This is a genomic window from Halobaculum saliterrae (assembly GCF_009831625.1).
Taxonomy (GTDB): Archaea; Halobacteriota; Halobacteria; order Halobacteriales; family Haloferacaceae; genus Halobaculum; species Halobaculum saliterrae.
Genome location: NZ_WUUS01000005.1, coordinates 90,270 through 116,482 on the forward strand (window position 1 = coordinate 90,270; position 26,213 = coordinate 116,482).

The 26,213-nt window shown below is 70.6% G+C and carries 26 protein-coding genes; 3 read left to right on the top strand and 23 right to left on the bottom strand.

All coding sequences use genetic code 11. From position 1 onward, the window contains the following. Positions 1–138: 138 nt before the first annotated feature. The 12 genes from GRX01_RS09080 to purH form a co-directional block, all read right to left on the bottom strand. Positions 139–1,119, bottom strand: a complete 981-nt coding sequence (locus GRX01_RS09080) for a phosphoadenosine phosphosulfate reductase family protein (protein ID WP_159666010.1) — start codon at positions 1,117–1,119, stop codon at positions 139–141. Positions 1,120–1,322: 203 nt separating this feature from the next. Continuing rightward, positions 1,323–1,883, bottom strand: a complete 561-nt coding sequence (locus GRX01_RS09085) for a DUF7110 family protein (RefSeq protein WP_159666013.1) — start codon at positions 1,881–1,883, stop codon at positions 1,323–1,325. Between the two features lie 161 nt (positions 1,884–2,044). Then, the gene (locus tag GRX01_RS09090; protein WP_159666016.1) at positions 2,045–2,392 is read right to left on the bottom strand and encodes a glutaredoxin family protein; all 348 of its coding nucleotides are present in this window, start codon (positions 2,390–2,392) and stop codon (positions 2,045–2,047) included. A gap of 62 nt (positions 2,393–2,454) precedes the next feature. Then, positions 2,455–3,099, bottom strand: coding sequence for a transcriptional regulator GfcR (gene gfcR / locus GRX01_RS09095; protein ID WP_159666019.1), 645 nt, complete (start codon positions 3,097–3,099; stop codon positions 2,455–2,457). Then, positions 3,096–4,157 carry a glucose 1-dehydrogenase gene (locus GRX01_RS09100; RefSeq protein WP_159666022.1) on the bottom strand — a complete coding sequence of 354 codons (1,062 nt, stop codon included), beginning with the start codon at positions 4,155–4,157 and terminating at the stop codon, positions 3,096–3,098. The genes gfcR and GRX01_RS09100 overlap by 4 nt, the downstream gene beginning before the upstream one ends. A 475-nt stretch (positions 4,158–4,632) precedes the next feature. Next, a complete protein-coding gene (gene psmA / locus GRX01_RS09105) occupies positions 4,633–5,412 on the bottom strand; it encodes an archaeal proteasome endopeptidase complex subunit alpha (protein ID WP_159666025.1) in 780 nt (259 codons plus the stop codon). A gap of 12 nt (positions 5,413–5,424) precedes the next feature. After that, on the bottom strand, positions 5,425–5,961 hold the full coding sequence (locus GRX01_RS09110; RefSeq protein WP_321167997.1) for an Rpp14/Pop5 family protein: 537 nt from the start codon (positions 5,959–5,961) through the stop codon (positions 5,425–5,427). 28 nt (positions 5,962–5,989) lie between these two features. Then, on the bottom strand, positions 5,990–6,652 hold the full coding sequence (locus GRX01_RS09115; RefSeq protein WP_321167998.1) for a class I SAM-dependent methyltransferase: 663 nt from the start codon (positions 6,650–6,652) through the stop codon (positions 5,990–5,992). Then, positions 6,633–7,370, bottom strand: a complete 738-nt coding sequence (locus GRX01_RS09120) for an RNase P subunit p30 family protein (RefSeq protein ID WP_321167999.1) — start codon at positions 7,368–7,370, stop codon at positions 6,633–6,635. The genes GRX01_RS09115 and GRX01_RS09120 overlap by 20 nt, the downstream gene beginning before the upstream one ends. After that, entirely contained in the window at positions 7,367–9,904 is a 2,538-nt protein-coding gene (folP, locus tag GRX01_RS09125; RefSeq protein WP_159666028.1) for a dihydropteroate synthase, read from the bottom strand. Before folP ends, GRX01_RS09120 begins: the two co-directional genes overlap by 4 nt. A 25-nt stretch (positions 9,905–9,929) precedes the next feature. Further along, positions 9,930–11,093, bottom strand: coding sequence for a sensor histidine kinase (locus GRX01_RS09130; protein ID WP_159666031.1), 1,164 nt, complete (start codon positions 11,091–11,093; stop codon positions 9,930–9,932). A gap of 103 nt (positions 11,094–11,196) precedes the next feature. Continuing rightward, on the bottom strand, positions 11,197–12,792 hold the full coding sequence (gene purH, locus GRX01_RS09135; protein ID WP_159666034.1) for a bifunctional phosphoribosylaminoimidazolecarboxamide formyltransferase/IMP cyclohydrolase: 1,596 nt from the start codon (positions 12,790–12,792) through the stop codon (positions 11,197–11,199). 177 nt (positions 12,793–12,969) lie between these two features. Between purH and purB the strand changes: the two genes are divergently transcribed. Next, positions 12,970–14,364 (top strand): adenylosuccinate lyase, encoded by a 1,395-nt coding sequence (gene purB, locus GRX01_RS09140; RefSeq protein WP_159666037.1) that lies wholly within the window; start codon positions 12,970–12,972, stop codon positions 14,362–14,364. A 3-nt stretch (positions 14,365–14,367) separates the two neighbouring features. Here purB and GRX01_RS09145 read toward each other — a convergent pair whose 3' ends face one another. The 11 genes from GRX01_RS09145 to GRX01_RS18825 form a co-directional block, all read right to left on the bottom strand. After that, on the bottom strand, positions 14,368–14,931 hold the full coding sequence (locus GRX01_RS09145; protein WP_159666040.1) for a Rieske (2Fe-2S) protein: 564 nt from the start codon (positions 14,929–14,931) through the stop codon (positions 14,368–14,370). 131 nt (positions 14,932–15,062) lie between these two features. After that, positions 15,063–15,416, bottom strand: a complete 354-nt coding sequence (locus tag GRX01_RS09150; RefSeq protein WP_159666043.1) for a helix-turn-helix transcriptional regulator — start codon at positions 15,414–15,416, stop codon at positions 15,063–15,065. Positions 15,417–15,499: 83 nt separating this feature from the next. Next, complete coding sequence (locus GRX01_RS09155; RefSeq protein ID WP_159666046.1) at positions 15,500–16,240, bottom strand: NRDE family protein; 741 nt, start codon at positions 16,238–16,240, stop codon at positions 15,500–15,502. 88 nt (positions 16,241–16,328) lie between these two features. Continuing rightward, positions 16,329–17,546, bottom strand: a complete 1,218-nt coding sequence (locus tag GRX01_RS09160; RefSeq protein WP_159666050.1) for a M20 family metallopeptidase — start codon at positions 17,544–17,546, stop codon at positions 16,329–16,331. Further along, entirely contained in the window at positions 17,543–18,547 is a 1,005-nt protein-coding gene (gene dapF, locus GRX01_RS09165) for a diaminopimelate epimerase (protein ID WP_159666053.1), read from the bottom strand. Before dapF ends, GRX01_RS09160 begins: the two co-directional genes overlap by 4 nt. After that, on the bottom strand, positions 18,544–19,827 hold the full coding sequence (gene lysA, locus GRX01_RS09170) for a diaminopimelate decarboxylase (protein ID WP_159666056.1): 1,284 nt from the start codon (positions 19,825–19,827) through the stop codon (positions 18,544–18,546). Before lysA ends, dapF begins: the two co-directional genes overlap by 4 nt. Continuing rightward, complete coding sequence (locus tag GRX01_RS09175) at positions 19,824–20,669, bottom strand: 2,3,4,5-tetrahydropyridine-2,6-dicarboxylate N-succinyltransferase (RefSeq protein WP_159666059.1); 846 nt, start codon at positions 20,667–20,669, stop codon at positions 19,824–19,826. Before GRX01_RS09175 ends, lysA begins: the two co-directional genes overlap by 4 nt. Further along, a complete protein-coding gene (gene dapB, locus GRX01_RS09180; RefSeq protein WP_394351376.1) occupies positions 20,666–21,457 on the bottom strand; it encodes a 4-hydroxy-tetrahydrodipicolinate reductase in 792 nt (263 codons plus the stop codon). The genes GRX01_RS09175 and dapB overlap by 4 nt, the downstream gene beginning before the upstream one ends. A gap of 1 nt (position 21,458) precedes the next feature. After that, entirely contained in the window at positions 21,459–22,373 is a 915-nt protein-coding gene (gene dapA, locus GRX01_RS09185) for a 4-hydroxy-tetrahydrodipicolinate synthase (protein WP_159666062.1), read from the bottom strand. Positions 22,374–22,712: 339 nt separating this feature from the next. Continuing rightward, positions 22,713–23,849, bottom strand: a complete 1,137-nt coding sequence (locus tag GRX01_RS09190) for a sensor histidine kinase (RefSeq protein ID WP_159666065.1) — start codon at positions 23,847–23,849, stop codon at positions 22,713–22,715. A 74-nt stretch (positions 23,850–23,923) separates the two neighbouring features. Further along, positions 23,924–24,259 (bottom strand): FeoC-like transcriptional regulator, encoded by a 336-nt coding sequence (locus tag GRX01_RS18825; RefSeq protein WP_201289554.1) that lies wholly within the window; start codon positions 24,257–24,259, stop codon positions 23,924–23,926. A gap of 195 nt (positions 24,260–24,454) precedes the next feature. On the opposite strand from GRX01_RS18825, the gene GRX01_RS09200 reads away from it, so the two are divergent. Then, positions 24,455–25,177: a phosphoribosyltransferase gene (locus GRX01_RS09200; protein WP_159666068.1), complete on the top strand. Its 723-nt coding sequence runs from the start codon at positions 24,455–24,457 to the stop codon at positions 25,175–25,177. 12 nt (positions 25,178–25,189) lie between these two features. Further along, complete coding sequence (locus tag GRX01_RS09205) at positions 25,190–26,146, top strand: AEC family transporter (protein ID WP_321168000.1); 957 nt, start codon at positions 25,190–25,192, stop codon at positions 26,144–26,146. Positions 26,147–26,213 lie beyond the last annotated feature (67 nt).

Sequence of the window (26,213 nt, forward strand, 5' to 3'; positions counted from 1 at the left end):
CGAACCGAACGGCGGGCAGAGGGCGTCGGATCACCCTTCGAGGCGGAACGGCTCGCTGACGAACGCCGATACCTGAAAAGGTTCGTCGGATCGTCGATCACCCGAGCTCCCGTGCGGCGGGGCGTCAGCGTCCCGTCGTCACATGTAGCCGAGGTCGCGCAGGCGCTCCATCAGGTCCTCCTTGTCCTGGGCGCGGCCGGCGCGCTCGGTCGTGTTCTCCATGTCCTGCAGCCAGGCGGGCTCCTCGGCGGACTTGTCCGTCGAGATCTCCGAGCCCAGCGAGCGGAAGCCCGCGAAGTACTTCGGCGAGACGGGGATGTCCTCGATCTCGATGCCCTCCGGCAGGTCGTCGAACCCCTGCGGGACGTAGCCGTCCTCGGGGTAGCCCTCGACCGTCTCCGGGACGACGAAGTACCAGAAGGCGTCCCACACGTCGGCCTCCTCGAACTGCAGGATCGGCTGAATGCGGTCGTGAGGCGGGTAGATGTCGGGGTCGTGGCGCGGCGAGAAGAACGTCTCGTCGGCGCGCGCCTCCTGCTCGTCCCAGCGGATGCCCGAGATGATGCCGTCGATGTCCTCGGACTCCAGCGTGTCGTTGAGCGCGACCGTCTTCAGCAGGTGGTTGCCGACGTACGTGTCCAGCAGGAACGGGAACGTCTCCTCCTCGTACTCGAGGATGTTCCGGATGTGGTGCTGGTTGTGCTCGGAGAGCGCGTCGACCGGGATGTCGTCGCCCGGCTCCAGCCCGTTCTCGTCGACGTACTCGCCCACGTCCGTGTTCCGGGCCCACTTGACTTCCAGGTCCCACTCGTCGGCCCAGTGGCGGACGAAGTCCATCAGCTCGTCGAAGTGCTGATAGTGGTCGATGAAGACGGTGGTCGGCAGCTCCAGCTCGTCGTGCCGCTCGACGACCTCCTTCACGAAGTACAGCGTCAGCGTCGAGTCCTTCCCGCCGGTCCACATGACCGCGGGGTTCTCGTACTCGCGCAGGCCCGTCTCGACGACCTCCAGCGCCTTCTCGAGCTTGTGCTCGATGCTCGGGTAGTCGCCGGGCTGTTCGCCCTCGCCGTCGGTGTAGTCCACGTCCAGATAGTCCGGGAACTCCTGTGACTCGGCCATGCGTAGTAATGAGATGTAATTACAGGTTCAAAGGTTTTGTGTCCCTGACCTCGTGACAGGTTCTCACCCACGCCGGAGAACGCCGGCGGATACGGAGCGTGCGGCGGCAGATGCGTTGCTATCGGCGGACACGTGGCTGTCGAACGCAACCGGCGTGTGAGAACTGACGACCCTCGACCGGCGTCCATCGCCGAACGCTCGTCTTACGAGATGAACTTGTTGTCCCGCCACTCGACGCCACCCTTCTCGGAGTTCCGGTCCGGCGTCTCGACGACCTCGACGCTGGCGGGGCGTTCCTCGCCCTCCACGATGCGGTGGGCGTGCAGTTCGTCGTCGACCTCGGTGATCGCCGTCAGCGTCCCCTTCTCCGAGAGCAGCGCGATCTCACGGAGCACGATGAACATCTGGAACTGGAGGGCGGTGTTCTGGAGCACCGTCTCGCGGTCGCCCTTGAAGCAGGCGAACTCGACGAGTTCCGAGGGGATCTCCTCCTCCTCCTCCTGCATCCAGCCGCCGCCGGTTCGCGGCGGCTCCTCCTCGTACACGCGCGTCTCGGAGACGCTCGCCTTCAACTGCGCCGTCGGGGTGTACTTCCCGATCGATTCGTCGTCCGACACCGCCTTCAGGATCAGCGTGTTGTTCCGGCGTGTGATGTCGACGTCCTCGACGCCCTCCGGAAGGTCGGGGTCGGACGCGAAGTGGTCCTGCAGGTCTTCCAGTGGCAGTTCGAGCGTCGAATGAAGTCGGTATACGCGGCCTGACATATGTGGGGATGGTGGGGTGGGTGCGACGAGGAAGCGCCGCGGCGTCCCGCGGTCGCCGTCCGTACGACCCTACTCGCCGGTAACTACGCACCCGACGCGTAAAACACCTGTCCCCGGGGGAGACGCCGCCCTACTGCGAGCGACATGGTCGCTCGGCGCCGTTACGCGTCGATCGCGAGGGTCTCGGCGAGCTCGCCGCGTTCGTCCAGCTCGGCGAGGACGTCGCTGCCGCCGACGAACTCGCCGTCGACGAACGTCTGCGGGATCGTCTCCCACCCGCTCACGTCCTCCAACGCGGCCCGGTACTCCGGCAGCGCCGGGAGGACGTCGATCGTCTCGAAGTCCTCGACGTGCTGGGAGATGAGCCCGACCGCGCGCTTCGAGTAGCCGCACTGGGGCATCAGCCGGTTCCCCTTCATGAACAGCACCACGTCGTTCTCCGAGAGCGCCTCCTCGACGCGCTCGGCGGCCTCCTCGGCCGTCAGCTCGCTTTCGGATTGGAATGCCATGTGAGAAGATAGGCGGCTCCGGTTGATAGACGTTGTGACGGTGGCGACGGGACCCGTCCGGGTTAGTCGCGACCGACGCCGACGACGTTGATCAGCGAGTGGACCGGAACGCCGTTGACCTCGTCGAGCCCCTGTTTGTCGACGATGACGACGCAGGCCTTCGGCTGACCGCCCTCCGCCTGCACGGCCTCGACGGTCTCCGTGAGCGTCGTCCCCGAGGTGACGGTGTCGTCGACGACGAAGCACTCCCGGCCGCGGATCGTCGCGAAGTTGCGCGAGAAGCCGCCGCCGACGTCGTCGATGTCGCCCTCGTCCCACTGGTGTTTCGCCGGCGCGTACGCCGCCAGGTCGGTGTCGAGTTCCCGTGCGATCGTCGTCGCCAGCGGCGTCCCCGCCTTCTCGATGCCGACGGTGAGGTCGACCGCCTCGCCCTCCTTGGCGAGCAGGTCGGCCATCGCGCGGCCGACGTGAGTGAGCCGCGTGGAGTCCCGTCCCACGGCCGACCAGTCGACGTGGATGTCCTGCGGGCCGGACGGACCGGTGGCGGCCGCGTCGTCGGTCGCGTCGGCGGGCGTCGCGCCCGACCGGTTGACGAGCCAGGAGGCCGTCTCCCGGGAGACGTTCAACTCGTCGGCGATCTCGCCCTTCGAGAGCCCGCGTTCGGCCAGCTCCGCCGCGTCGTCGATGAGGTCGTCGACGTTCTTCATCGTGAGCCGAATTCCACGGCCGTCTTGATAGTGGTGTCGTCGTCGTCGAACGCTCGCTCGAACTCGTCGAGGCCGTACACCCCGGTCACTAGGTCGTCCGTGAACCAGTCGGGCAGGGCGGCGACGGACTCGACGGCGCGCCCGAAGTGGCGAACGTTCGAGTTCACCGAGCCGACGAGCGCCTTGTTGTGGAGGACGAGCTCACGGTGGAGCGCGCCGCCGTCGACCTCGAACGTCCAATCGCCGGGTACACCCAACAGCGCGCCGACGCCGTTGGGCGCCAGCGCCTCGACCGTCTCGAAGGCGTGTCTCGCGTGCCCGGTCGCCTCGTACACGAGATCCATCGGCTCGTACGCCGCCGGCACCTCGTCGACGGCGGTCTCGCGGGAGTCGACGTACGTCGCGCCCAGTTCGTCGATGAGGTCGATCGTCGGGTCCGGCCGGTCCCGTCGACCCAAGCAGTAGAGGCGGTCGAACGACTCCCGCAACATCGCGACCGTGAGCAGCCCGAGGCTGCCGTTGCCGAGCACGAACGCCGACTCCGGATCCCATTCGAACGCGGACCGGCTGGCGCGGGCGTGTTCGATCGCCTTCTCGGTGATCGACGCCGGCTCCACGAGGAATCCGAGATCCGCCAGCTCGGGCGGACAGTGAACGAGATGCTCGGCGGGGCTGGTGAAGTACTCGGACATGAACCCGTGCGCGCCGTCGATGCCGCGCTCGTGGTACTGTTCCGCCGGCGCCATGTCCGGCTCCCCCCGAGCGAAGTAGTCGTTCGAGCCGTTCGGCCGCCGACGGACGGTCGGCACGACGACGTCCCCCTCGGACAGCCCCGTCCCGTTCGGGTCGACGACGACGCCGACGGCCTCGTGCCCCAGAACGATGTGGTCCTCCCCCTCCGGATAGCCGCCGTGGCTCCCCGCGATGACCTCGTGGTCGGTCCCGTCGACCCCGACGCGGAGCGTCCGGACGAGCGCCTCGCCCTCGTCCGGGTCCGGCCTCGGTTTCTCGACCACCGACGGGGACCCCTCCCCGCGACGAACGGCGATAGCCTTCATGACCCGGCGTACCACGTGCGCGGGCAAAAGGCTTATTCTATGATGAGTAAATAGTTGTGTCAGCGGCGGCGGTCCGCGGAGCGTCACCGGCCACCACGCGGCGCTCCACCGTCTGTCACCACAGTACTGTCACCACGTGCGGGTCGCCGCCGCGTCCCGTGCCAGCGCCGTCCACACCGACGCCGTGCATCAGCGCGGCGTCGTGGACGGGGCGTTCGGACACCCGTGACCCGGAGCCGTGGCTCCACCGCTGATAGGCCCTTCGACCCCTGCCGCGTCTCCGGGTCACCGACGCGCTCGTAGAAGCCGACCACGGGTGCGTCGTCACGACGCTCGTACCGGTCGTCGTCGCGTATACCGGCGATTCGCCGGTGTCGCGAAAAGGGGTCCGCCGATGCCGGGGAGAACGGCCCGCCGGCACGCGGAGCGGACGTGGTGCTCCGGTCGACTCGCCGCGACCGGCGCCGTGCGTCCGTTACTCCTCGGTCGTGTCGTCGTCCTCGTCGGAGGCCTCCTCCTCGTCGACCAGGTGGTCGAACTCGTCGAGGTAGCCCTCGACCGAGGCGGCGTCGTGGTCGACGTACCGCTCGTCGTCGACGTGGATCGTTCCCAGGCCGACGCCGTCGGGTTCGAGGCCGTCGTCCTCGCCGGCCTCCGCGAGCGCGGCGAGCGCGAGCTCGATCCCCTCCTCCATCGTGAGGTCGTCGCTGTACCCCTCCTCGAGGCGTTCGCGCACGTCGGCGCGGTTCGCGCCGATCGAGAGCGCCTTCCACTCGTAGGGCGTCCCCGAGGGGTCCGTCTCGAACAGCCGGGGCTCGCCGTTCTCGATGCCCCCGACGATGAGCGCGACGCCGAACGGGCGCGCGCCGCCGACCTGCGTGTACTGCTGGATGTGGTCGGTGACGGTCTTCGTGAGCGTCTCGATACCCATCTCCTCGCCGTAGCGAAGCCGGTTGACCTGGGCCTGCCGACGGGCGAAGTCGATGAGCTGTCGGGCGTCGGCGACGTGGCCGGCGCTGGCGATGGCGACGTGGTCGTCGATCTTGTGGAGCTTCTCGACGGAGTCGGGCTCCATCAGCTCCGAGCGCGAGCGCTTGTCCGCGGCGAGCACGACGCCCTCCGCCGTGCGCACGCCGACGCTCGCCGTCCCTCGTTTGACCGCCTCTCTCGCGTACTCGACCTGATAGAGGCGTCCGTCCGGCGAGAAGATGGTGATCCCGCGGTCGTACGCCTGCTGTTGTGATTGTCCCTGCATCGTGTCTGAGTCTCAGTGTCCGTCCGAGTCCGCGTCGTCGACCGGGTCGGACCGCCCCGGGCGGGAGGTGTCTCGGTCGGTCGCGCCCACGTACCCCGACGGCGTCGAGACGTCGACGGCGCCGTCGCGGCGACGGCGACCGGGTCCGCTCTCGTCGGCGACCGTGTGCTCGACCGTTCTCTCGTCAGTAAATCCGCCCGCGTCGCCTAAATAGCTTTCTTCACCGGCCCGTATCGTCCCCGAGACGCCGCGGACGCGCACGCCGACCGGGTGACCGTCGACGGCGTCGACGCACGCCAGCGCCGCCCGTCCGCGGTCGAGTTCCCCGCGGCGAACGCGAACGATCGCCGCGCCGGTTCCCGCCTCGAACCGGAAGCGGACGACCGTCAGGTCGGCGTCCGCGCTCCCCGGGTCGCCGAGGAGGTTCTGGGCGGCGTACCACACCTCGCGCTGGAACGGTCCCCGTGAGAGGTCGGCGTCGGGCCACGACTCCAGCCCGACGACGACGTAGCGCCACCGCGGGCGGAGGTGTTTGGGCAGATGCTTCACGGGTGGCCGGGCACTGCGTTCGACTCGGTCACGACTCGCGGCCGCCCGAGACGACGCGCTCCGCGGTGATCACGCCGACCTGGTCGTGGACGCGGTCGACCTGCGTCACGGCGTAGCCGGCGTCGGTGAAGTAGTCCACCAGCGTGCCGACGGTCGCCGGGTCGTCCACCTCGGGGCTGTAGAACGGCTCCTCGGGGTCCGGCTCACCGAAGAACATCACGTCGCCGAGGACGATCCGCCGCGGCCCGACCGAGTCGCTCCGGCTCGGCGCGACGCCGCCGTCGAGGGCCGCCCACGTCTCGATCGCCTCCCGCTTCTCCTCGTCCGCGAGGTGGTGCAGCGCGAAGTTCGAGGTGACGACCTGCGCCTCGCCGTCGTACTCGGGCGCGCGGAACTCGCCACGGCCGAACTCGACGTTCTCGACGCCCCGGTCCGCGGCCTTCCCCCTCGCCTGCTCCAGCATCCCCTCGCTCACGTCGCGGCCGACGACGCGACCGGCGTCCGCGGACAGCGCCAGCGCGATGGCCCCGGTTCCGGTGCCGAGATCCAGCACCGTGTCGGTTCCCGCGGGCGCCGCGCGGCGGATGACCAGCCCGGCGCACGCCTCGTACTCCTCGCTGTTCTGGTCCTCGTCGTAGTCGGCGGCGGCCTCGGAGAACCGCGCCGCGTGTTCAGCGATCGTCTTCTTCACACCGGTCCACTCGGACCCCCGGGGAAATGAACTCCGCGGACAGGCGCTCGCGGTTGCGCGCCGCGAGCCGCCCCCACTCCGCGAGGCCCGCACGCAGCCAGGACTCGTCGAAGCCGAGTTCGGACCCCAACGCGACCAGCTCCCGCGACGACCGCAGTTCGAGATGGGAGGTCGGACGCGCACTCACCACGTACGGCGCGTCGTAGTGGCCGACGATCTCCCGGAGCTTTCGGAGCCCACCGAGCGCGCGCACTCGGGTGCCCCCGGACTCCCGCAACGCCGGCCCGAGGTCGAACTCCACGCGCGTTCCGTGGGTCGCCGCGGCCTTCGCGAGCACGTGGTTGAATCCCCCGTCGCCCGACAGCGGCGCCGCGAGCACGTCGACGCGGTCCTGCTCGACGGCGAAGCGGTTGAGCGCGTCAGTTCCGCCCCGCACGAGCACCAGCGGGAAGTCGGGCCGGAAGTTGCCGACCGCGCCGCTGGCTGAGGAGGGCTCGTCTGCGACGACCTCGACCGCCGGCACCACGTCCACGTCGTACCGCTCGCGGAGCGCGTCCGGGTCGAAGTCGGCCTCGCGCGTTCGGATCACGAGCCCGTCGTAGCCGTACCGTCGGGCGGTCTGCGCGAGCCGGGCCGCGGTCGCGTCGCCGTCGGGGTGGGCGTACGCGGCCTCGTACGGCGACCGATCCCCCTCGTCGCCGGCGTCGCTCCCGGTCACGCGTCCCCCTCGTCCTCGCTCCCGTCGTCCCGGCTCTCGGCGTCCGCGGGGGCCCCCGGCGCGTCGAACCCCGCCGGGTCCGCTGCGGCCGCGGCGACGCGGACCGCCGCGACGTTCTCGGCGGCGTCGTGCACGCGGACGATGTCGGCGCCGTTAGCCGCCGCCAGCGCCGTCGCCGCGATCGTTCCGTTCGGGGCGTCGCCGGCGGCCTCGCCGGTCAGTTCGAACATCGACTTGTGGGAGTGGCCGAACAGCACGGGACACCCGAGCGCGTCGAACTCGTCCAGGCGCCCCAGCAGCTCGAAGTTCTCCCGCCTCGACTTCCCGAAGCCGATCCCGGGGTCGACGATCACGTTCTCGCGCGGGATCCCCGCCTTCTCCGCGAGCAGGACGCGCTCGCCCAGCTCCGCGATCACGTCCTCGACCACGTCGTCGTATTCGGGGTCGCGGTCCGGGTCGACGGGCGCCTCGATGCTGTGCATCACGATCACCGGCACGTCGCGCTCGGCGGCGAGGAAGCGCATCTCGGGGTCCTCCAGCCCGGTCACGTCGTTGAGGACGTCCGCGCCCGCGTCGAGCGCCGCCTCCGCGACGGCCGCCTTCCGCGTGTCCACGGAGACCAGCGCGTCCACGTCGGCGATCGCCTCGATCACCGGCTCGATGCGGGCGATCTCCTCGTCGTCCGGCACCGGGTCGGCGCCCGGACGGGTCGACTCCCCTCCCACGTCGATCACGTCGACGCCGGCGTCGACGAGCGCCTCCGCCCGGGCGAGCGCGTCGGCCTCGTCGAAGAACTCCCCGCCGTCGTGGAACGAGTCCGGCGTCACGTTCAGGACGCCCATCACCGCGGTGCCGTCGGTCCACGGGTACTCGCGGTCGGTCCCCTCCCTCGCAGTTCCGTCGTCGAGCCCGAGTGCGGCACGGAGGTCCGCCGCCACCCCGGAGAGGCCGTGTTCGAGGTCGTCCAGCGCCCCGGCCAGTTCGGCGAGCTCGGCGCGCGAGCCCGAGCAGACGACCTCCGCGAGCTCGCCGCCCCCGACGCCGCTGACGCCGCAGGCGGCGCCGACCCTCGCGGCTTCCCGGCGCAGGTGCGTCGCCTGCGTCTCCGAGACGCGCGTCTTCACCGTCTCGTGGACGCTCTCGCCGGCGACGTCGTCGATCTCCGCGGCCGGGACGTTCGCCGCCTCGAGCGTCTCCCGGGCGTCCGCCTCCCCGGGGAGCTCCTTCGGGACGAACCGGCGGGTCCACGTCGTTCGCGCCTCCGCGACGCAGAACAGCGAGCCGGTGAGGAGCACGCAGTCGTCGGGTTCGGCCGCCGCGCGCGCCGCCGTGAGCGCGTCCGGGACCGACTCGCCGGCGGTCACCGCCGCGTCCGTCTCCCGCTCGAACACGCGCGCGAGCACCTCGGGGTCCTCCGCGCGATCCAGCGACGGGGCGCAGGTGTGGACCGTCGCCGGCGCGGGCAGGGTGTCGGCCATCTCGCCGTGGTCCTTGTCGTGCATCGCCCCGAACACGAGGTGGAGGTCGTCGTAGTCGAGTTCCGCGAGCGTCTCCCCGAGGGTCTCGCAGGCGGCGGGGTTGTGTGCCCCGTCGAGCACCACCAGCGGGTCCGACTCCATCACCTCGAACCGGCCCGGCCAGTGGGCGTTCCGGAGCCCGCGCGCGAGCGTCGCGCCGTCCTCGACGCCCATCGCCCGGGCGAGCGCGGCGGCGACGCCCGCGTTCGTCGCCTGATAGGCGCCCAACAGCGGGATCCGGGTCTCCACGGACCAGCCGTCGCCGCCGAGCCCGACGCGCGACTCCTGTGGACTCACCGCGCCCTCGTACGTCGCCGTCAGGTCCGCCCCGCCGCCCTCGGTGCCCCCGGTCGGTCCGGACACCGTGATCAGGTCGGCGCCGCGGTCGCCGGCCACCTCGCGCACGGTCGCGAGGGCGTCGCCGTCGGTCGCCGTGACCAGCGGGCCGTCGGCGGGCGCGACCTTCGCCTTCGTTCGCGCGATCTCCTCGACGGTGTCGCCGAGGACCGCGGTGTGCTCCAGCGAGACGTTCGTCACCGCGGCGGCGACGGGGTCGACGACGCTGGTGGCGTCGAACTCGCCGCCCATACCGACCTCCAGCACCGCCACGTCCACGTCCGCGCGGTCGAACCGCCACAGCGCCATCGCGGTGACCACCTCGAAGAAGGTGAGCGGCTCGCCGTCGGCCGCGCGGTCCACAAGCCACGGCTTCGCCGCCTCGACGAACGCCGCGACCTCGGCCCTCGGGACGGAGCGGCCGTCGACGCGCACGCGTTCGCGGACGTTCTCGAAATGGGGGGACGTGTAGAGGCCGACGCGGCGGCCGTCCTCGCGGAGGACGGACTCGACCATCCGGGCGACGCTCCCCTTCCCGTTCGACCCCGCGACCTGGACGAAGTCGATCCCCTCGTGGGGGTCGCCCAGGTGGGCCAACAGGTCGCGCACCGACTCGGTGCCCGGCTTGACCTGGAAGCGCCGGAGGTCGAGGAGGAAGTTCGCCGCCTCGTAGTAGCGCATACTCGCAGGGACTTGCGGGGCCCGCTTATGGTTGACGGGAGCCGTCGAACGTCAGGCGGAGGCCGCCGTCGGCGCTCTCGGACAGCTCCGTCGTCCAGCCGTGGGCGCGGGCGATGTCGGCGACGATGGCGAGCCCGAAGCCGGTGCCGTCGTCGGCGGTCGTGTACCCCCGTTCGAGCGCCGCCTCGCGCTCCCCCTCGGGGATCCCCGGCCCGTCGTCGGCGACGAAGAAGCCGTCCGGGGTCGCGCCGACCACGACGGTCACGTCGCGGCCGGCGTGGTCAACCGCGTTGCGCAGGCAGTTCTCCAGCAGCGTGCGGAGCCGTTCGGGGTCGGCGGGGACCGTGGGCGCGTCCTCGACGACCAGCGTCGCCGCCGGCGCGTCGACGACCGCCCACGCCTCCCGCGCGAGGTCCCCGACGTCCGTCGGCTCCGTCTCCTCGACGTCCCGTCCCTCCCGAGCCAGCGACAGCGTCGCGTCCACGAGGTCCTCCATCCGGTCGAGCGCGTCGAGGGCCGCCGGAAGCTCGTCGGTGTCGTCCTCCTCGATCGCCAACTCCACGTACCCCCGCGCGACGTTCAGCGGGTTGCGGAGGTCGTGGCTCACGATGGAGGCGAACTCGTCGAGCCGCTCGTTCTTGCGGCGCAGCGACTCGGTTCGCTCGCCCAGCGCCGCCCGCCGCCGCGCGCGGTCCATCGCCGCCTCCACGTTCGCCGCGAGCACGCGGGCCAGCTCCACGTCCGCGGGGTCGATGCCGCCCTCGGTCGTCGACCCGAGGGTGAGAACCCCGTGTTCGCCGAGCGGGGCGACGAGCATGCTTCCGGACCCCGATCGGGGTACGTCGTCGTCTATCTCGGTGACGTCGTCGAACACGAGCACCTCGTCCCCATCGAACGCCTCCCACTGGATCGTCTCGCCGCGCTCGTAGGGCGTCCGCTCGCCGGCGACCTCCTCCACTCCGGCGGACACTGCCGTCGGCATGAGTCGGTCGGTCCCCGGGTCGTACAGCCGGACCGTGTTCATTGGGAACCCGAGAACGTCCGTCGCGGCAGTCGCCGCGGTCCGTGCGACCGTCTCCCGCGACTCCGCGAGCATCATCGTCCGGGTCGCCTCGTGGAGGTTCGCCAGCCTGACCGACGTGGAGGGCACGGTCGCACTCGTGTCGACGGGCGTCACGTCCTCACTCATGCACGATCACGGATCTGTCACTAGAGCCGTACTCGGCTCTCATAACCGCTCCGGTCGCCGTTTCAGAGCCGATACTACTCCCTCCGAACGGGCCGAACTGGCGTCAGTCGTGCCGGAACGCGCGGTCGCCCGTGAACACCATCGCCATGTCGTGCTCGTTTGCGGCCTCGATGACGTCGTCGTCGTTGACGGAGCCGCCGGGCTGGATGACCGCCTCGATGCCCGCATCGGCTGCCTCCTCGATGGCGTCGGGGAACGGGAAGAACGCGTCCGAGGCCATCACGGCGCCCTCCGCGGACTTCCCTTCTGCGTCCTTTTCGGCCTTCATCGATGCCAGCGTGACGGCGTCGACGCGGCTCACCTGTCCCATGCCGACGCCGACCGTCTCGGTGCCGGTCGCGAACAGGATGCCGTTGGACTTCACGTGCTTCATGACGCGCCACGCGAACAGCATCGTCTCGGTCTCCTCGTCCGTGGGCGCGCGCTCGGTGACGACCTCCAGATCGTCGCGCTCGGGCGCCTGCAGGTCGCGCTCCTGCACGAGTCGGCCGCCGACGATGGGCTTCTCGGTGAGGGGCTCCGAGCGCTCGCCCATCGTCCCCTCGTCACCCACATCGAGCACGCGGAGGTTGTCCTTCTCGAACAGCACGTCGAGGGCGTCGTCGGCGTAGCCGGGGGCGACGACGACCTCCTTGAACGAGTCGACGATCAGCTCGGCCGTCGCGGCGTCGCACCTCCGGTTGAGCGCGACGATGCCGCCGAAGGCGGACTTGGCGTCCGTCGACAGGGCGTCGGCGTACGCGTCCGCGAGCGTGTCGGCGGTCGCACAGCCCGCGGGATTGGTGTGTTTGATGACGGCCGCGGCGGGCTCGTCGAACTCCTTCACGAGGTTGAGCGCGCCGTCGGCGTCGTTGTAGTTGTTGTACGAGAGCTTCTTGGCGCCCTCGTTGAGCTGGTCGGCGGCGACGACGTTCGCCTCCTCGCACGTCGTGTCCGCGTACAGCGCGGCGTCCTGATGGGGGTTCTCGCCGTAGCGAAGCTCCCGGACGCGGTCCTCGCTGGTCGTCCGTCGCGCGGGGAACCGACCGTCGCCGGCGTCGTCGCCCTCGACGGCGACCTCGTGGGCGTCCACGTCGACCGTCACGCGGTCCTCCGCGAACCACTTCACCGCGCGCGGATACGCCGCGAACTCGGCCTCGTACAGCACGCGTTCCTTCAGGTCGGCCACCTCGTCGCCCTCGTAGACCGGTACCGCCTCCTGGGTGACGATCGGGCCGCCGTCGACCTCCTCGGTGACGACGTGGACGGTACAGCCGGTCTGACGAACGCCCGCGTCGAGGACGCGCTCGTGGGCGTTGTTGCCCGCGAACGACGGAAGCAGCGACGGATGGACGTTCAGCGTCGTGGGCGCGGCGTCGAGGAAGGTGTCCGTCAGGACGCGCATGTACCCGTCCAGACACACCAGGTCGAAGTCGTAGTCGTCGAGCGCGTCGAGGACCCGTTCCTCGTGGGCCTCGCGCGTCTCGCCGTCGTCGCGCTCGACGACCTCCGTCGCCACGCCGCGTTTCGCCATCGCGTCCAACACCGGCGCGTCGGCGTCGTTCGCCACGACGACCGACAGCTCGGCGCCGCCCGGCGCCCGATCCGCGATGGTCCGAAGGTTGCGCCCGCGATTGCTCGCCATGCCCGCGATCTTCATGGTGGAACGCTCCCCCGCCGCCGGAAAGAGCGTTGCGGTCTCGTGGGAAAACGTATCCACGAACTCGCATCGAAATCACGGTTGATCCCCGTACGATCGCCGGTCGTATGCACGGACGTGGTGGTCGAGGTGCCTCCCGACCGAAACCGCTTTGCCGCCGGCGTCGGGAGCGCGGGTATGGACATCCCACGCGAGGACCCCCTCGCCGCCGTCTCGCCGCTGGACGGTCGATACGCCGGCCGGACCGCGCCGCTCGTCCCGTACGCCAGCGAGGCCGGCCTGATCCGCGCCCGGGTCCGCGTCGAGGTCGAGTACCTGCTCGCGCTCGCCGACGAGTCGGGGGTCGACCTCGACCTCTCGGCCGCGGAGCGAGCCGACCTGCGCGCAGTCGTCGACGACTTCTCGGCCGAGGACGCCCGCCTGGTCAAGCGGCTGGAGACCGAGGGCGCCGAGGGCTACGCGGCGACGAATCACGACGTGAAGGCCGTCGAGTACTTCCTGCGTACGGAGTCGCCCGAGCGTCTGCATCCGTGGATCCACTTCGGTCTCACCAGCGAGGACGTGAACAACCTCGCCCAGCGCCTGCTCGTCAAGCCCGCGGTGGAAGAGGTACTGGTGCCCGAACTACGCGATATCCGCGACACCCTCGCCGAGGAGGCCCGCGAGTATCGCGACGTGCCGATGCTCGCGCGGACGCACGGCCAGCCCGCGACGCCGACGACGTGGGGGAAGGAACTCGCGGTCTACGCCGCCCGACTCGCGACGGCCATCGGTCGCGTCGAGGGCGCCGCCGCCGACCTCTCGGGGAAGCTCGCGGGCGCCTCGGGGACCTACGCGGCCCACCGTGCCGCCTACCCGGACGTGGACTGGCGGACGTTCTCCCGCGAGTTCGTCGCGTCGCTCGGGCTGGAACACACCGCGCTCGCGACGCAAGTGAACCCCTGCGACGACCTCGCGGCGCTGTTCGACGCGCTGCGCGGCGTCAACAACGTCCTGCTCGATCTGGATCGGGACGTGTGGCTGTACGTCTCGGACCGCTACCTCGGACAGGAGGCCGCCGCCGGCGAGACCGGCTCCTCGACGATGCCGCACAAGGTGAACCCGATCGACTTCGAGAACAGCGAGGGCAACCTCTCGAAGGCGAACTCCGATCTCACGTTCCTCGCCGACTACGTCACCACCTCCCGGCTCCAGCGCGACCTCTCGGACTCGACGGTCAAACGGAACGTCGGGGCGGCGCTCGCGCACTGTCTCATCGGCTACTCGAAGACCGCCGCCGGGCTCGCGAAGGTCGTCCCCAACGAGCGGATCATGCGCGAGGAACTGGAGAACACCCCCGAGATCGTCGGGGAGGCCGTCCAGACGATCCTCCGACGCGAGGGCGACACCGCCGCCTACGAGCGCGTGAAGGAGCTGACCCGCGGGGAGCGCGTCACGATCGAGAACTTCCGCGACCTGTTCGACGATCTGGACGTGGACGAGTCGGTGCGCGAGGAACTGAGCGCGCTGACGCCCGCGGGATACGTCGGCTACGGCGGCGACCTCGTGAACGAACTGGACGAAGCGAAGTAGTCGCTACCGGGACCGAACCGACGCGAACCGCTCGTCGTCGAGGTACACCGACCCGTCGCGCACCTCGACCCCGACGGCGTCGAGTTCCTCGCCCACACACGGGCCCCACGTGCACAGGCCGTCGCCGCACTCGAAGCGCGCGCCGTGCTTGTGACAGACGATCTCTCCCCCGTCGACGCGGGCGCCGCGTCCGGGGTCGAGCGGCACCTCGGGCCTGTGCGGACAGGAGTTGCGCCACGCGAACACCTCGCCGGAGTCGGCGTCCCGGCGGAGGATGATCCCGACGCCCCGGCGCCCGTCCGGCCGCATCGCCGTCCGTCGGATCGTGGAGTCGGACGGCACGTCCGCCAGCGGCGCGACGAGTAGCGGATCCCCGTCGTCGCCGTCGGATTCCTCGTCGCGCGCGCCGGCCCCGCTCCGGTCACTGTCGCCGTTCGAATCTCCGGCGTCGCCGACGCTGAACCGAACCGTCGCGTCGCCGGCCTCGACCTCTCCCTCCGAGTCGAAGACGTGCTCGCTTGTCGACTCGTCGGGCGTCTCGACGGTCACGCGTATCCCCTCGTCCATTCTGCCGTCGATAGCCGGAGAACGCGGATATGCGTGTCGCTCCGGGCGCTGGCAGCGAGCGAAACGCTCGACAGTCGCCGGCGGGAGCGGGAGAGGAACGAGTCGCGGGTCCGGTCCGGTTCGGTCCGGGTTCAGTACTCCTCGTACGCGAGGTTCATCAGCCACTGTGTGAACGCGTCGGAGTTGGGGTCGATCTCCTCCTCGCCGATGAACGGCGAGAGCATGTCCCCGGCCATCAGCAGCGAGAAGTTCAGGTCCTTCGCCGTGGGAGCCAGGAAGTACGTGTTGTGGCCGTTGTAGACGGCGTCCTCGCGTTCGATCAGCCCGAGTCCCTCGAGCTTCTCCGCGATGCGGCTACCCTTGCGCGAGGAGACGTCCAGCTCCTTCCAGAAGTCGGACTGGTGGATGCCGCCGGTCTCGCGGACGAGTTCGAGGCCGGCGAGCTCGTCCTCGGCGAGGCTCGCTTCGGCGTCGGAGGCGCTCATACACGCCCCAAGAACGGCGTCCCCGTTTACCCTTTCCCTTTTACCCTGGGCCGGGAGCGGCCGGGGCGTCGCGACGCCCGTCCTCAGCGGTCGACGTCGACGCGCTCGAACGGCGTCTCGCAGGGGGGGCCGTCGGCGTGATCGTACCGTATCGATCCGTCGGCCCCCACGCGGATGAGCGTCGAGGAGACCGTGCCGAAGCCGCGCGCCTCGTCGTGGACGCACACGTCGAACGCGTGGTCGCCGAGCGCGGACCCCGCCCGGTCGAGCCACGCGTCGGCCGACTCTCCCCGCCGGGGTGTGAGTTCGCGCCGGAGCCGCGTCGCGTTTCGCGCCTCGGCGGGTCCCGCGTCCGGTCGCGCGGGTGGCTCGAAGTAGTGCCCGTCGTAGCCGGTGTTGCCGACGACGTGGACGCCGGGTCGAAACTCGGTCACCGACAGCTTGCCGTCCCACTCCAGCAGGAGCGCCGTCGTCGCGTCCGCGAGCACGAGGTTGAAGCCGTCGTACTCGTGTTCGCGACACGACTCCCCGACGTGGCCGGCCGCGTTCTCGGCGGATCCGGCGTGCAGGCAGTCGTCGACGAGCAGCCCTCGTGAGCGCTCCCCGGCCAGTCCCTCGACCCAGCGGTTGGTGATCCCGACGAACAGGCCGTCCCGGGTGACGCCCATCCACGTCCCGCCGGCCTTCGCGTCGCGGGGGGCGATCACCCCGTCGCTGCGGTCGGCCGGCGGCTCTGAGGGGCGGCCGTACGACTCGTCGCGGTTGGCCGCCACGACGACGGGAGCGTCGTCGAACGCCCGCCAAGCCAGCGTCAGGGTACACATGCCCCGTGGTACCGTCCCGGAGACCAAAGCGACGGCGGTCGATCGGACGACGCCGCCCCCGAACGACCGACGCCGGGGCGGCCCGACCCTAGCCGAGCAACGAGTCGAGGGCGCGCCGAACCGTCGCGGCGGCGTCGCGGACGCGATTGACGCGGACGTACTCGCGCTCGCTGTGGGCCACCGCGCCCTCCTCGTCGGCGAGGTGGCCCGGCCCGAAGACGACCGTCGGCGCGGGGGAGAAGTACGACGCCTCCGTCGCCGCGCCGAAGGGTCGGACCTCGCCGTCCGGGTCGGTGCTGTCGGCGGTAGCGTCGCCCCCGACCGCCCGAGCCGCCTCGCTCACGCCCCCCACAAGCGCGTGATCCGGATGCGTGTCGAACGCCTCCAGGAACGGCGTCGGGCGTTCCGTCAGCTCGAACGAGACCTCGACGGCGTCGTCGACGGCCGCACGGACCGCGCTCTCCAACTCCGAGCGGAACCCCTCGGCCGTCTCCGGCGGCACCGACCGCCGGTCGAGGGTGATCGTCGCCGCCGCCGGAACCTGATTGGTCGCCTCGCCGCCGGTCACTCCCGTCGGAACGAGCGTCGGCGCGCCGAGCATCGAATGCGCCTCGGCGTCGTCGTCGAACCGGCGGACCGCCGCCAGCGCGTCCTCCAGCGCGGCGACCGCGTTGACGCCCGAGTCCGGCTCCGCGGCGTGGGCGGCGGAGCCGGAGAGCGTCAGCGTCCCCTCGAACCGACCGCGCGCGGCGACGCAGACGTCGCAGTCGGTCGGCTCTCCGACGAGGAACAGGTCGCCGTCGACGGGGTCGACCGGACCCTCGGTGTGGTCCGCGTCGCGCCCGCGAACGAGCGCGTCGGCGCCGGTCGACAGGGTCTCCTCGTCGGGCGTCACCGCGAGCGTGACCGCGCCACGGGCGGGCTCAACGGCGAGAAACCCCGACAGCAACGCCGCGAGCGGGCCCTTCGCGTCGCAGGAGCCGCGGCCGCGGAACACCTCGTTCCCGAGGTCGTCGGTTCCCCGCTCGAAGGGCACGTGCGGCGGGACGGTGTCGATGTGCGTGTTGAGCACGAGGTGCGGTCCCTCCGCAGCGGCGTCCGCGTCCGGCGCGCGTCGCGTCGCCCGGACGTTCCCCGCGTTGTCGACCCACGGGTCCGCGCCGTGGTCGGCGAGCGTCTCGACGAGGAACTCCCGCATTCCGTCGACGGACTCGTGGGACGCGATCGGAACCGCCTCCGCGAGGAACGCGACCGGATCGAACTCGGTCGCCGGCGCCGGTTCGTCGCCGCCCTCGGCGTCGCTCATTCGCCCTCCTCCGGCCCCGACTCAGGGACCGGGAGGTCCACGTCGAACTCCCGTGCCGCCGGCCCGGTCAGCGTCGCCGGGGCGTCGTCCGGGACCGTGATCCGCAGGGTGCCGCCCGGCGGCGACACGGCGAGGTCGGTCCGGCCGGTGATCCCCAGGCGGTGCGCGACGGTGCCCACCGCGACGGCGCCGGTTCCACAGGCGAGCGTCTCCCCCTCGACGCCGCGCTCGTAGGTTCGCTGATCGAAGGTCCCGTCGCCGGTACGGGCGGCGAGCGTCACGTTCGCGCCCTCGGGGAAGGCGTCAGCGTGGCGGACGGGCGGGGCGACCGCGTCGAGGTCGACCGCGTCCACGCCGCCGGCGTCGCCGGCGTCGCCGGTGTCTCCACTGTCGTCCCCACGGTCGACGAACGCGACGGCGTGGGGGACGCCCGTGTCGACGGCGGTGACGGTCAGTCCCTCCACGTCCTCCTCGATCAGCGGGTCGTAGCGATCGTCGGCCAGCGGAACGTCTGCGGGATCGAACGACGGACGGCCCATCTCTACCTCGACGGTGACCTCGTGGCCGGCGGCGGCGGCGTCCGTCCCGTCGCCGTCACGGATCTCGGCGCGTCGAACGCCCGCGGGCGTCTCCAACTCGACCACGTCCGCGCCGGTGCGTTCGCGGACCCACGCCGCCGCACAGCGCGCGCCGTTGCCACACATCGCCGCGATCGAGGCGTCCGGTTGGACAAGCGTCATGGTAGCCGTGACGGGACCGTCGCCGCCGGCCGTGGACTCCTCGATGTCCATGAACAGGACGCCGTCGGCCCCGGTCCGTTCGGCCCCCTCGACGCCGGTCTCGCGGTCGCAGTGGTGGACGGCGAACGCGCCGCGGTCGGGCACTCGACCGTCGGCGTCCGCGGCGTCGACGACGAGGAAGTCGTTGCCCGTGCCGTGGTACTTCACGGCCGGCACCGTCCGGGCTCCCGCGGAGGCGCTCGGTTCCGTCGACTCGCTCATTCGCCTCCACCTCCGCGCTCCAAACGGGTAACTCCCGCGAGCGTCTCGCGCTCGCGGAGCACGTCGCCCGCGAGGCTCACCTCCGCGGGGCGCGGCCGGGAGTTGTACGTCGAGGCCATCTCGTAGCCGTACGCGCCGGCGTTGCCGACGGCGAGCAGGTCACCCCGCTCCGGGATCGAGAGGTCGCGCCCGTCACAGAAGGTGTCGCCCGTCTCGCAGATCGGCCCGGCGACGGTGACGGGTCCCTCGGCGCTCCCCTCTGACGCGTCGAGGTTCCGGATCGCGTGGTACGCGTCGTACATCGCCGGGCGAAGCAGGTCCGTCATTCCGGCGTCGACACCGGCGACCGTGGTCTCAGGGGTGGGCTTCACCGTGTTCACCCTCGTCAGGAGGACCCCGGCGTCGGCGACGACGTAGCGCCCGGGCTCGACCGCCAGCGTCGCGTCCACGTCGCCCAGCGCCTCGCGTGTCGTGTCGGCGACTGCGTTCAGATCGAGCGCGGGGTCGTCCTCGCAGTACGGGACGCTGAACCCGCCGCCGACGTCGACGAACTCCAGTTGCCCGTCGCCGACCTCGCGCGCCAACTCGCCCATTCGAGCGACGAGGTCGCGGTGGGCGGCCAAGTCCTCCTCGCCGTGGATCCCCGACCCGGCGTGAGCGTGAAGCCCGACGACATCGAACCGGTCGCGCGCGTCGTCGACGACCTCCGGCGCGCGATCGTACGGAACGCCGAACTTCGGCGCGGCGCCCGTCCGGACCTTCTCGTGGTGACCCGCGCCGACGCCGGGGTTGACGCGGACGCAGACGCGGCCGTCGTAGCCGCGCTCCGCGAGGCGGTCGAGCGTGTCGCGCGCGCCGACCGTGATCGTGAGTTCGGGATGTTCCTCCCACCACTCGACCACGCTGTCGAGGTCGCGGGCGGGCGGATTGACCGCGGTGTAGTCGACGCGGTCGCCCGGGAAGCCGGCGTCGAGCGCTCGACGTACCTCGCCTGCGGACGCGCATTCCGCGCCGAGTCCGGACTCGCGGACCGACTCCAGCACCGCGCGACCCGTGTGCGCCTTCACCGCGTACTTCACGTCCGCGTCCGGGAACGCGCCGCGCAGCCGTGCGCAGTTCTCCGCGACGCGGTCGAGGTCCGTGACGTACAGCGGGGTGCCGTGGTCGGCCGCCAGTTCGTGCAGGCGGTCGGCGTTCCACTCCGCGAGCCGCCGGATCGCCGGACCGCCCTCGGCGGTCGTTCGCCCCGGCTCCGGCGCGGACGACTGCTCGCCGCTCATTCCCGGAGCGCGTCCTCGCGCCGCGTCGCCTCCAGCGTCTCGGTCTCCACGTCGGTGGCGACGACCGCGGGCTTGTACGCGCCGCCCTCGAAGAGGTCGTGGTCGCTGACGCTCGACTCGACGAACCGGGTGAACGCCCGACGGTTCTCGGGCAGGTGGCCGTAGACGACCTCCTCCTCGACGAGGTCGTACACCGGGATTCGGGGCGTGAGGAGCGTGTTCTCGCCGACGACCGAGTTCTCGCCGACTCGGAAGCCGGAGGTGACGCGACAGCCGGCGCCCAGCGAGACGCCGTCCTCGACGATCACTGGCGCGTCCTCCACCGGCTCCAGCACGCCGCCGATCAGCGTGTTCGCGCCGAGCTTCACGTCCTCGCCGAGCTGGGCACAGGAACCGACGGTGTCACAGGAGTCGACGAGGGTTCCGTCGCCGACGGACGCGGCGATGTTGACGAACGACGGGCTCATCATGATCGTGTCGTCGCCGAGGTGGGCACCCCGGCGGAGCACCGTTCCGTCGGGCGTGTTGCGCGCGCCCCTGGCTTCCAAGTCGTCGGTCTCGCGCAGCGGGAGCACGTCGTAGTAGCCGACGCCGCCGTACTCGCGGCGCTCTGTCTCGCGCAGGCCGAAGTTGAGGAGAACCCCCCGCTTCACCCACTCGTTGGCCTCCCACGAGTCGACGCCGGCGCCGGTCTTGCGGGCCGCTCTGACCTCGCCCGCCTCCAGCGCGTCGAGGAACTCGTCGAGGGTTCGGCGAACGCCGTCGTCGGCGTCGGCCGCGGTCAGTCCGTCGTCGTAGCGGTGCCACAGGTCGTCGATGTCTGATTCCAGTGTCGTCGTCATTCGAGTACCTCCGTGAAGTCGTATTCGCCGGCGTCGCGGCCGGCGAGCCACGCGGCGGCGTCGAGCGCGCCGGCGGCGAACACGCGCCGGGAGCCGGCGCGGTGGGTCAGTTCGAGCACGTTCTCGTCGCCGGCCATGAGCACCTCGTGCTCGCCGGCGACGTCGCCGGCGCGGCGGGCGTGAACGCCGATCTCGTCGTCGGTCCGCGGCGCGTCGCCCTCGCGGCCGTGGACGCGCTCGTTCAGGTCCGGCCGGGCGTCCTCGACGTCGTCGAGCAGGGTGAGCGCGGTGCCGCTGGGCGCATCGACCTTCCCGTTGTGGTGGGTCTCGGTGACCTCCACGTCGTAACCGGGAAGCGCTCCGGCGGCCGCCCGGACCGCCCGGCGCAGCGCGGCGATCCCCCGCGAGAAGTTCGAGGCGCGCAACACCGGCACCGCCTCGGCGGCGTCGAGGAGGGCGGCCTCCTGTTCGTCGTCGAAGCCGGTGGTGCCGACGACGCAGGCGACGCCGGCCTCGGCGGCGGCGGCGACGTACTCGACGCTGGAGTCGGGGCCGGTGAAGTCGACGAGCACGTCGACGGCCGGATCGGAGTCGACCGATCCGGCGTCGGCGAGCAGGTCCGGGAGGTCGTCCGCGTCCGCGACCTCGACGCCGGCGACCGGGTCGACCGGCGACCGGTTCACCGCGAGGGCGACCTCGCAGTCCTCGCGGTCGCCCGCGGCCTCGATCACTTCCCGACCCATTCGGCCGCCGGCGCCGGTGACGGCGAGTCGGACGGGGTCGGCCACGTCAGGCCTCCGCGGTGGGCGAGTCGGCGTCCTCCAACTCGGCGAGCAACTCCGTCAGCACCCGAAGGGTCTCGTCGCTGCCGCGAGTCAGCGGCGGGCGCATCTCGGCGGGCCCGTACCCGCGGATCGCCATCGCCTCCTTCACCGGGATCGGGTTCGTCTCGCGGAACAGCGCGCGCATCAGCGGCCCGAGCTCGTGGTGGATCTCCCGGGCGCGCTCGAAGTCGCCGTCGAGGGCCGCGCCGACCATCGCGCCGGTCCGTTCGGGCTCCACGTTGGCGACGACCGAGATGGTGCCAGTCGCGCCCATCGACATGAGCGGGAGCGTCATTCCGTCGTCGCCCGAGAGCACGTCGAACGTCTCCCCGCGAGTGCGCTCGACGATCTCCGATATCCGGTTCGCGTCGCCGGAGGCGGCCTTGTACCCCTGCACGTTCTCGTGTGCCGCGAGGTCGACGACGGTGTCGACGTCGAGGTTCAGGCCCGTCCGGCTCGGGACGTTGTACACGACCTGCGGGAGGTCGACGGCGTCGGCGATCGTCGCGAAGTGCTCGTACTGACCCGCCGGCTCGGGCTTGTTGTAGTACGGCGAGATGAGCAGGAGCGCGTCCGCGCCGGCGTCGGCCGCGCGCTCGGAGAGCTCCAGCGCCTCCCGCGTCGAGTTCGAGCCGGTGCCGGCGATCACCGGGACGTCGGCGGCCTCGACGACGGTCTCGACGACCTCGGCGTGTTCGTCGTGGGTGAGCGTCGCGGCCTCGCCGGTCGAGCCGACCGGAACGAGGCCGTCGACGCCCGCGTTGGCGAGTCGGCGGGCGTCGGCCGCGAGCTGTTCGTGGTCGACCGCGTCGGTACCGTCGGTGAACGGCGTCGTCATCGCCGGGTAGACCCCGGCGAAGGTGTCGTGGTGGATCGTCATTGATGTCGTGTGTGGTGTCGGGTTCGGCAGTCGTGTCGGGTTGGCTGCTTTCGATTCGTGTACGATTACGGGCCGGAACTCGTCCCAGACCGGACGCTACGCCACGCCGGGGACGATCTCACACACGTTTCGGTTTCGCGGAGAAGACGGGGCGGACACTCGACTCGACGGCGGCGGCCCTCGTCGAGGTCGGCGTCTCGCTCATTACCGGACAACAGACCCGACACGAGTAAAGGCGTTTCCCTGTGGGCCGAATTTGCATCCGTGCTCCGACGTCCCGGCCGCCAAATCCGTGTGCCGACCGATCGCACGGCGGACGGGCCGCGCGGACTGTGTCCCCTACGATCCGACCAGTGTTTCGGGGGACTCGGCGGGGTCCTCGCTTCCACTCGCCGGCCCTTCGACGACCGTGACTCCCGTGACCTCGAATCGGGCGCCGCCGGTGTCGCTGTCGGTGACACGGATCTCCCAGCCGTGTGCCCGGACGATACGGGCGACGATCGCCAACCCGAATCCGCTACTTTGGTTCGACGTCGTGTGACCCAGTTCGAACACCTCGTCGGCCTCGCTTTGCGGGATCCCCGGGCCGTCGTCCTCGACGAAGAACCCCGACCCGTCGGCCAACGGCCCGACTCGGACCGTCACCGCCTCACCGCCGTGTTCGATGGCGTTGCGGAAGAGGTTCTCGAAGACGTGACGGAGCCGATTGCCGTCGGCCTCGACCGTTGGGAGCGGCTCCGTGACGATCTCCGCGTCCGCCGTCTCGACGGTTGCCCAACACGTCTCGACGATCGCTCCGAGGTCGGTCCGTGTCGTCTCCCCGACCGCCTGCCCCTCGCGCGCCAACAGCAGGGTCTCCTCGATGATCGCGTCCATCCGCTCCAGCGCCGACTCGACCCTTTCGAGGTGGTCGTCCTCGCCCGTTTCCCGCGCGAGGTCGAGGTGACCCGTCGCGACGTTGAGCGGGTTTCTGAGGTCGTGGCTGACGATGCTGGCGAACTGCTCCAGGAGCTCGTTCTGTCGCTCCGTCGCTTGCTGCTCGGCCGCGAGCCGCTCCGCGACACGGGCTCGCTCGAAGGCCTGTGCTTGAGAGATCCCGATGAGCAACCCGACACCGCCACCGAATGAGAACGTCCACCGGGCCCACGCGACCGCGAGCGAGAGCGACTCCGGCGGAATCGAGATCATGAACAGGAGATTGAGTACCAGAAACCCCACCGCGCTCCCACCACACCATCCCGCTATCCGTCGATATCGCTCGCCGGAGAGGCCACTTCTCCGGATCCACCGTCTCGCATAGACGAGCGCTCCGATCGCCAGCAACGACGTGAGGAATCCGATGGCGAACTCCAAGGAGAACGACCGTGGACCGACAGCGATGGCGATCGTTTCGCCGAGTAACACGAGGCCGAGACAGACACCCATGCCGGAGACGACGAGCAGCCAGTATTCGCTAGAATCAAAACCAGTACCCATACTCGACCCATTCGATCGTAATATTTAATATTATCTCGAGATCTCGACGGCGACGACGACCACAGCCCCGACGATCACTCCGTTCGGAGCTGGGTGCCGCACTTGGGGCAGAACTGGACGGCTTGGAATATCGGATGGACGTACTTCACCTCGAACTCTCCGCCACACTTCCCACACCGATGTTTAGGTGGCTCCCGGATCCAGATGACCCGTTCGGATTCCGGTTTCTTTTTGCGAACCCGCTGCTCTCCCGCGAGAGCATCCAGTAGTCCGCGGACGACCCGTTTCGAGGCGTCGAGTATCGAAGCCAGCTCACCGGTCGTATACGGTTCGAGCGGATCCATCGTCTCGTACACCTGTTCGGCGTCCGGCTCCGACTCGCCCGGGTCGGAGTCTCTGGGGGCGGTCATATCGGCGAGTCGTGGGCCCCGGTAGTAATTCTGTGCCGTCCCCTCGATGGAGGCGCCCGTTCTGCGACCGCCCTCGATCGTGGTGACTGAGCTGCTGAACAGTTCCCCCCGGTCGCCGGTCGGTATCAGATATGCCGACAGGTCCGTGAGGCCCTCTGTAAACCCTTATACGAACACCGGCACGAGAACCCGGTAATGAGCGACCTCCCGGACGACTTCGACTGCACGGTCACCAATTGGGAGTACATCTACGGGCTGTGTCGGGACGTCTCCGATCAGGTGAAGGCCGCGAACTTCGAGCCGGACGTGGTCGTGGCGCTCGCGCGCGGCGGCTGGTTCGCGGGGCGGTGCATCTGCGACTTCCTCGGGCTCAACGACCTCACGAGCCTGAAGATGGAGCACTACGTCGGTACCGCCGAGAAGTCCGGCGAGCCGACCGTGCGCTACCCGATGCCGGAGGGCAGCGTCTCGGGGAAGGACGTGCTCATCATCGACGACATCGCCGACACCGGCGGGTCGATCAAGCGCGCCCACGAGTACGTCGCCGACCGCGACTGCGGCGAGGTGCGCACGGCGACGCTCCAGCTGCTACAGACGTCGGAGTTCGAGCCCGACTTCGTCGCCGAGCAGCTCGAGGAGTGGACGTGGATGGTGTACCCGTGGAACTTCATCGAGGACATGATCGACCTCACCACGGGCGCGATGGAACAGGCGGACGCGGAGACGTTCACGCTCGAGGACGTGCGCAGGCTCCTCGCGGAGTTCCACGGCATCGACCGCATCGAGATGGAGATCGCCCAGCCGGGACGCGTCGGGGAGGTGCTCGAGGAGATGGAGCGCCGCGACGAGGTGCGCGAGACGGCCGACGGCTACCGCCTGCTCGACAACCGCGCCGGCGACGACGACGGCGAGGCGTGACCGGGTGACGGCGTGGCGCTCCTCGACATCTTCGCGGGCGCGGTCCTGCCGATCGTCGCCGTCGCGGCGGTCGGGTTCGCGCTGGGGCGCGCGAGCGACGTCGACCCGGACCCGCTGAACACGGTCGTCGTGTACGTGCTCGCGCCCGCGCTCGTGCTCCACAGCCTCGCGACCGCCGCCTTCTCCGGCGCCACGATCGCCCGGATGACGATCGCGGTCACCGCGTACATCCTCGGGATGATCGTCATCGCCGAGGGGGTCGGGCGGCTCCTCGGTGAGTCCGAGCCCCGGCTGTCGGCGCTCGTGCTCGCGGCGACGTTCCCCAACTCGGGGAACTACGGCATCCCGCTGTCGGACTTCGCGTTCCCGGCGGGCGGTCGTGCGGCGGCGGTGCTGTATCTCGCGATCCAGTCGGTGCTCATCTACACCGTCGGCGTGTACGTCGCCTCCCGCGCCGGTGGCGGCGGCGGCCTGCAGGGGATCCGGCGCGTCGTCAAGATCCCGCTCGTATGGGCCGTCCCGGTGGCGCTCGGCGCACGCGCCCTCGGCGTCGTGCCGCCCGCCGACGGCACCGCGATGGGAACGCTCCAGCTCGTGGGCGACTCGTCGATCCCGGTGATGCTGTTGATCCTCGGGATCCAGCTGTCCCGAACGGACTACGGCGCCGCGCTCTCGCAGGCGGCGACCCCCTCGATCCTGAAGATGGTCGTCGCGCCCGCGGTCGCGGTCGCCATCGCGGCCGTCGTCGGCTTTCAGGACGACACCGTCGCGCGCGTGTTCGTCCTGGAGTCCGCGACGCCCGCGGCCGTGACCCCGCTCATCCTCGTCGGCGCGTTCGCCGACGACCTCGAGGTCGGCGGCGTCTCGGTTCCGGAGTACGTGAGCACCGTGATCCTCGTGACCACGCTCGCGTCGATCCCGATCCTGACCGGGCTGATCGCGCTGTTGGAGAGCGGATCCCTGGTGTGAGCGTCGACTTCGGCGGACACGGGTCCGTCACCCGGGCCCCCCCGAGAGACGTGAGCCGTCACGCGAA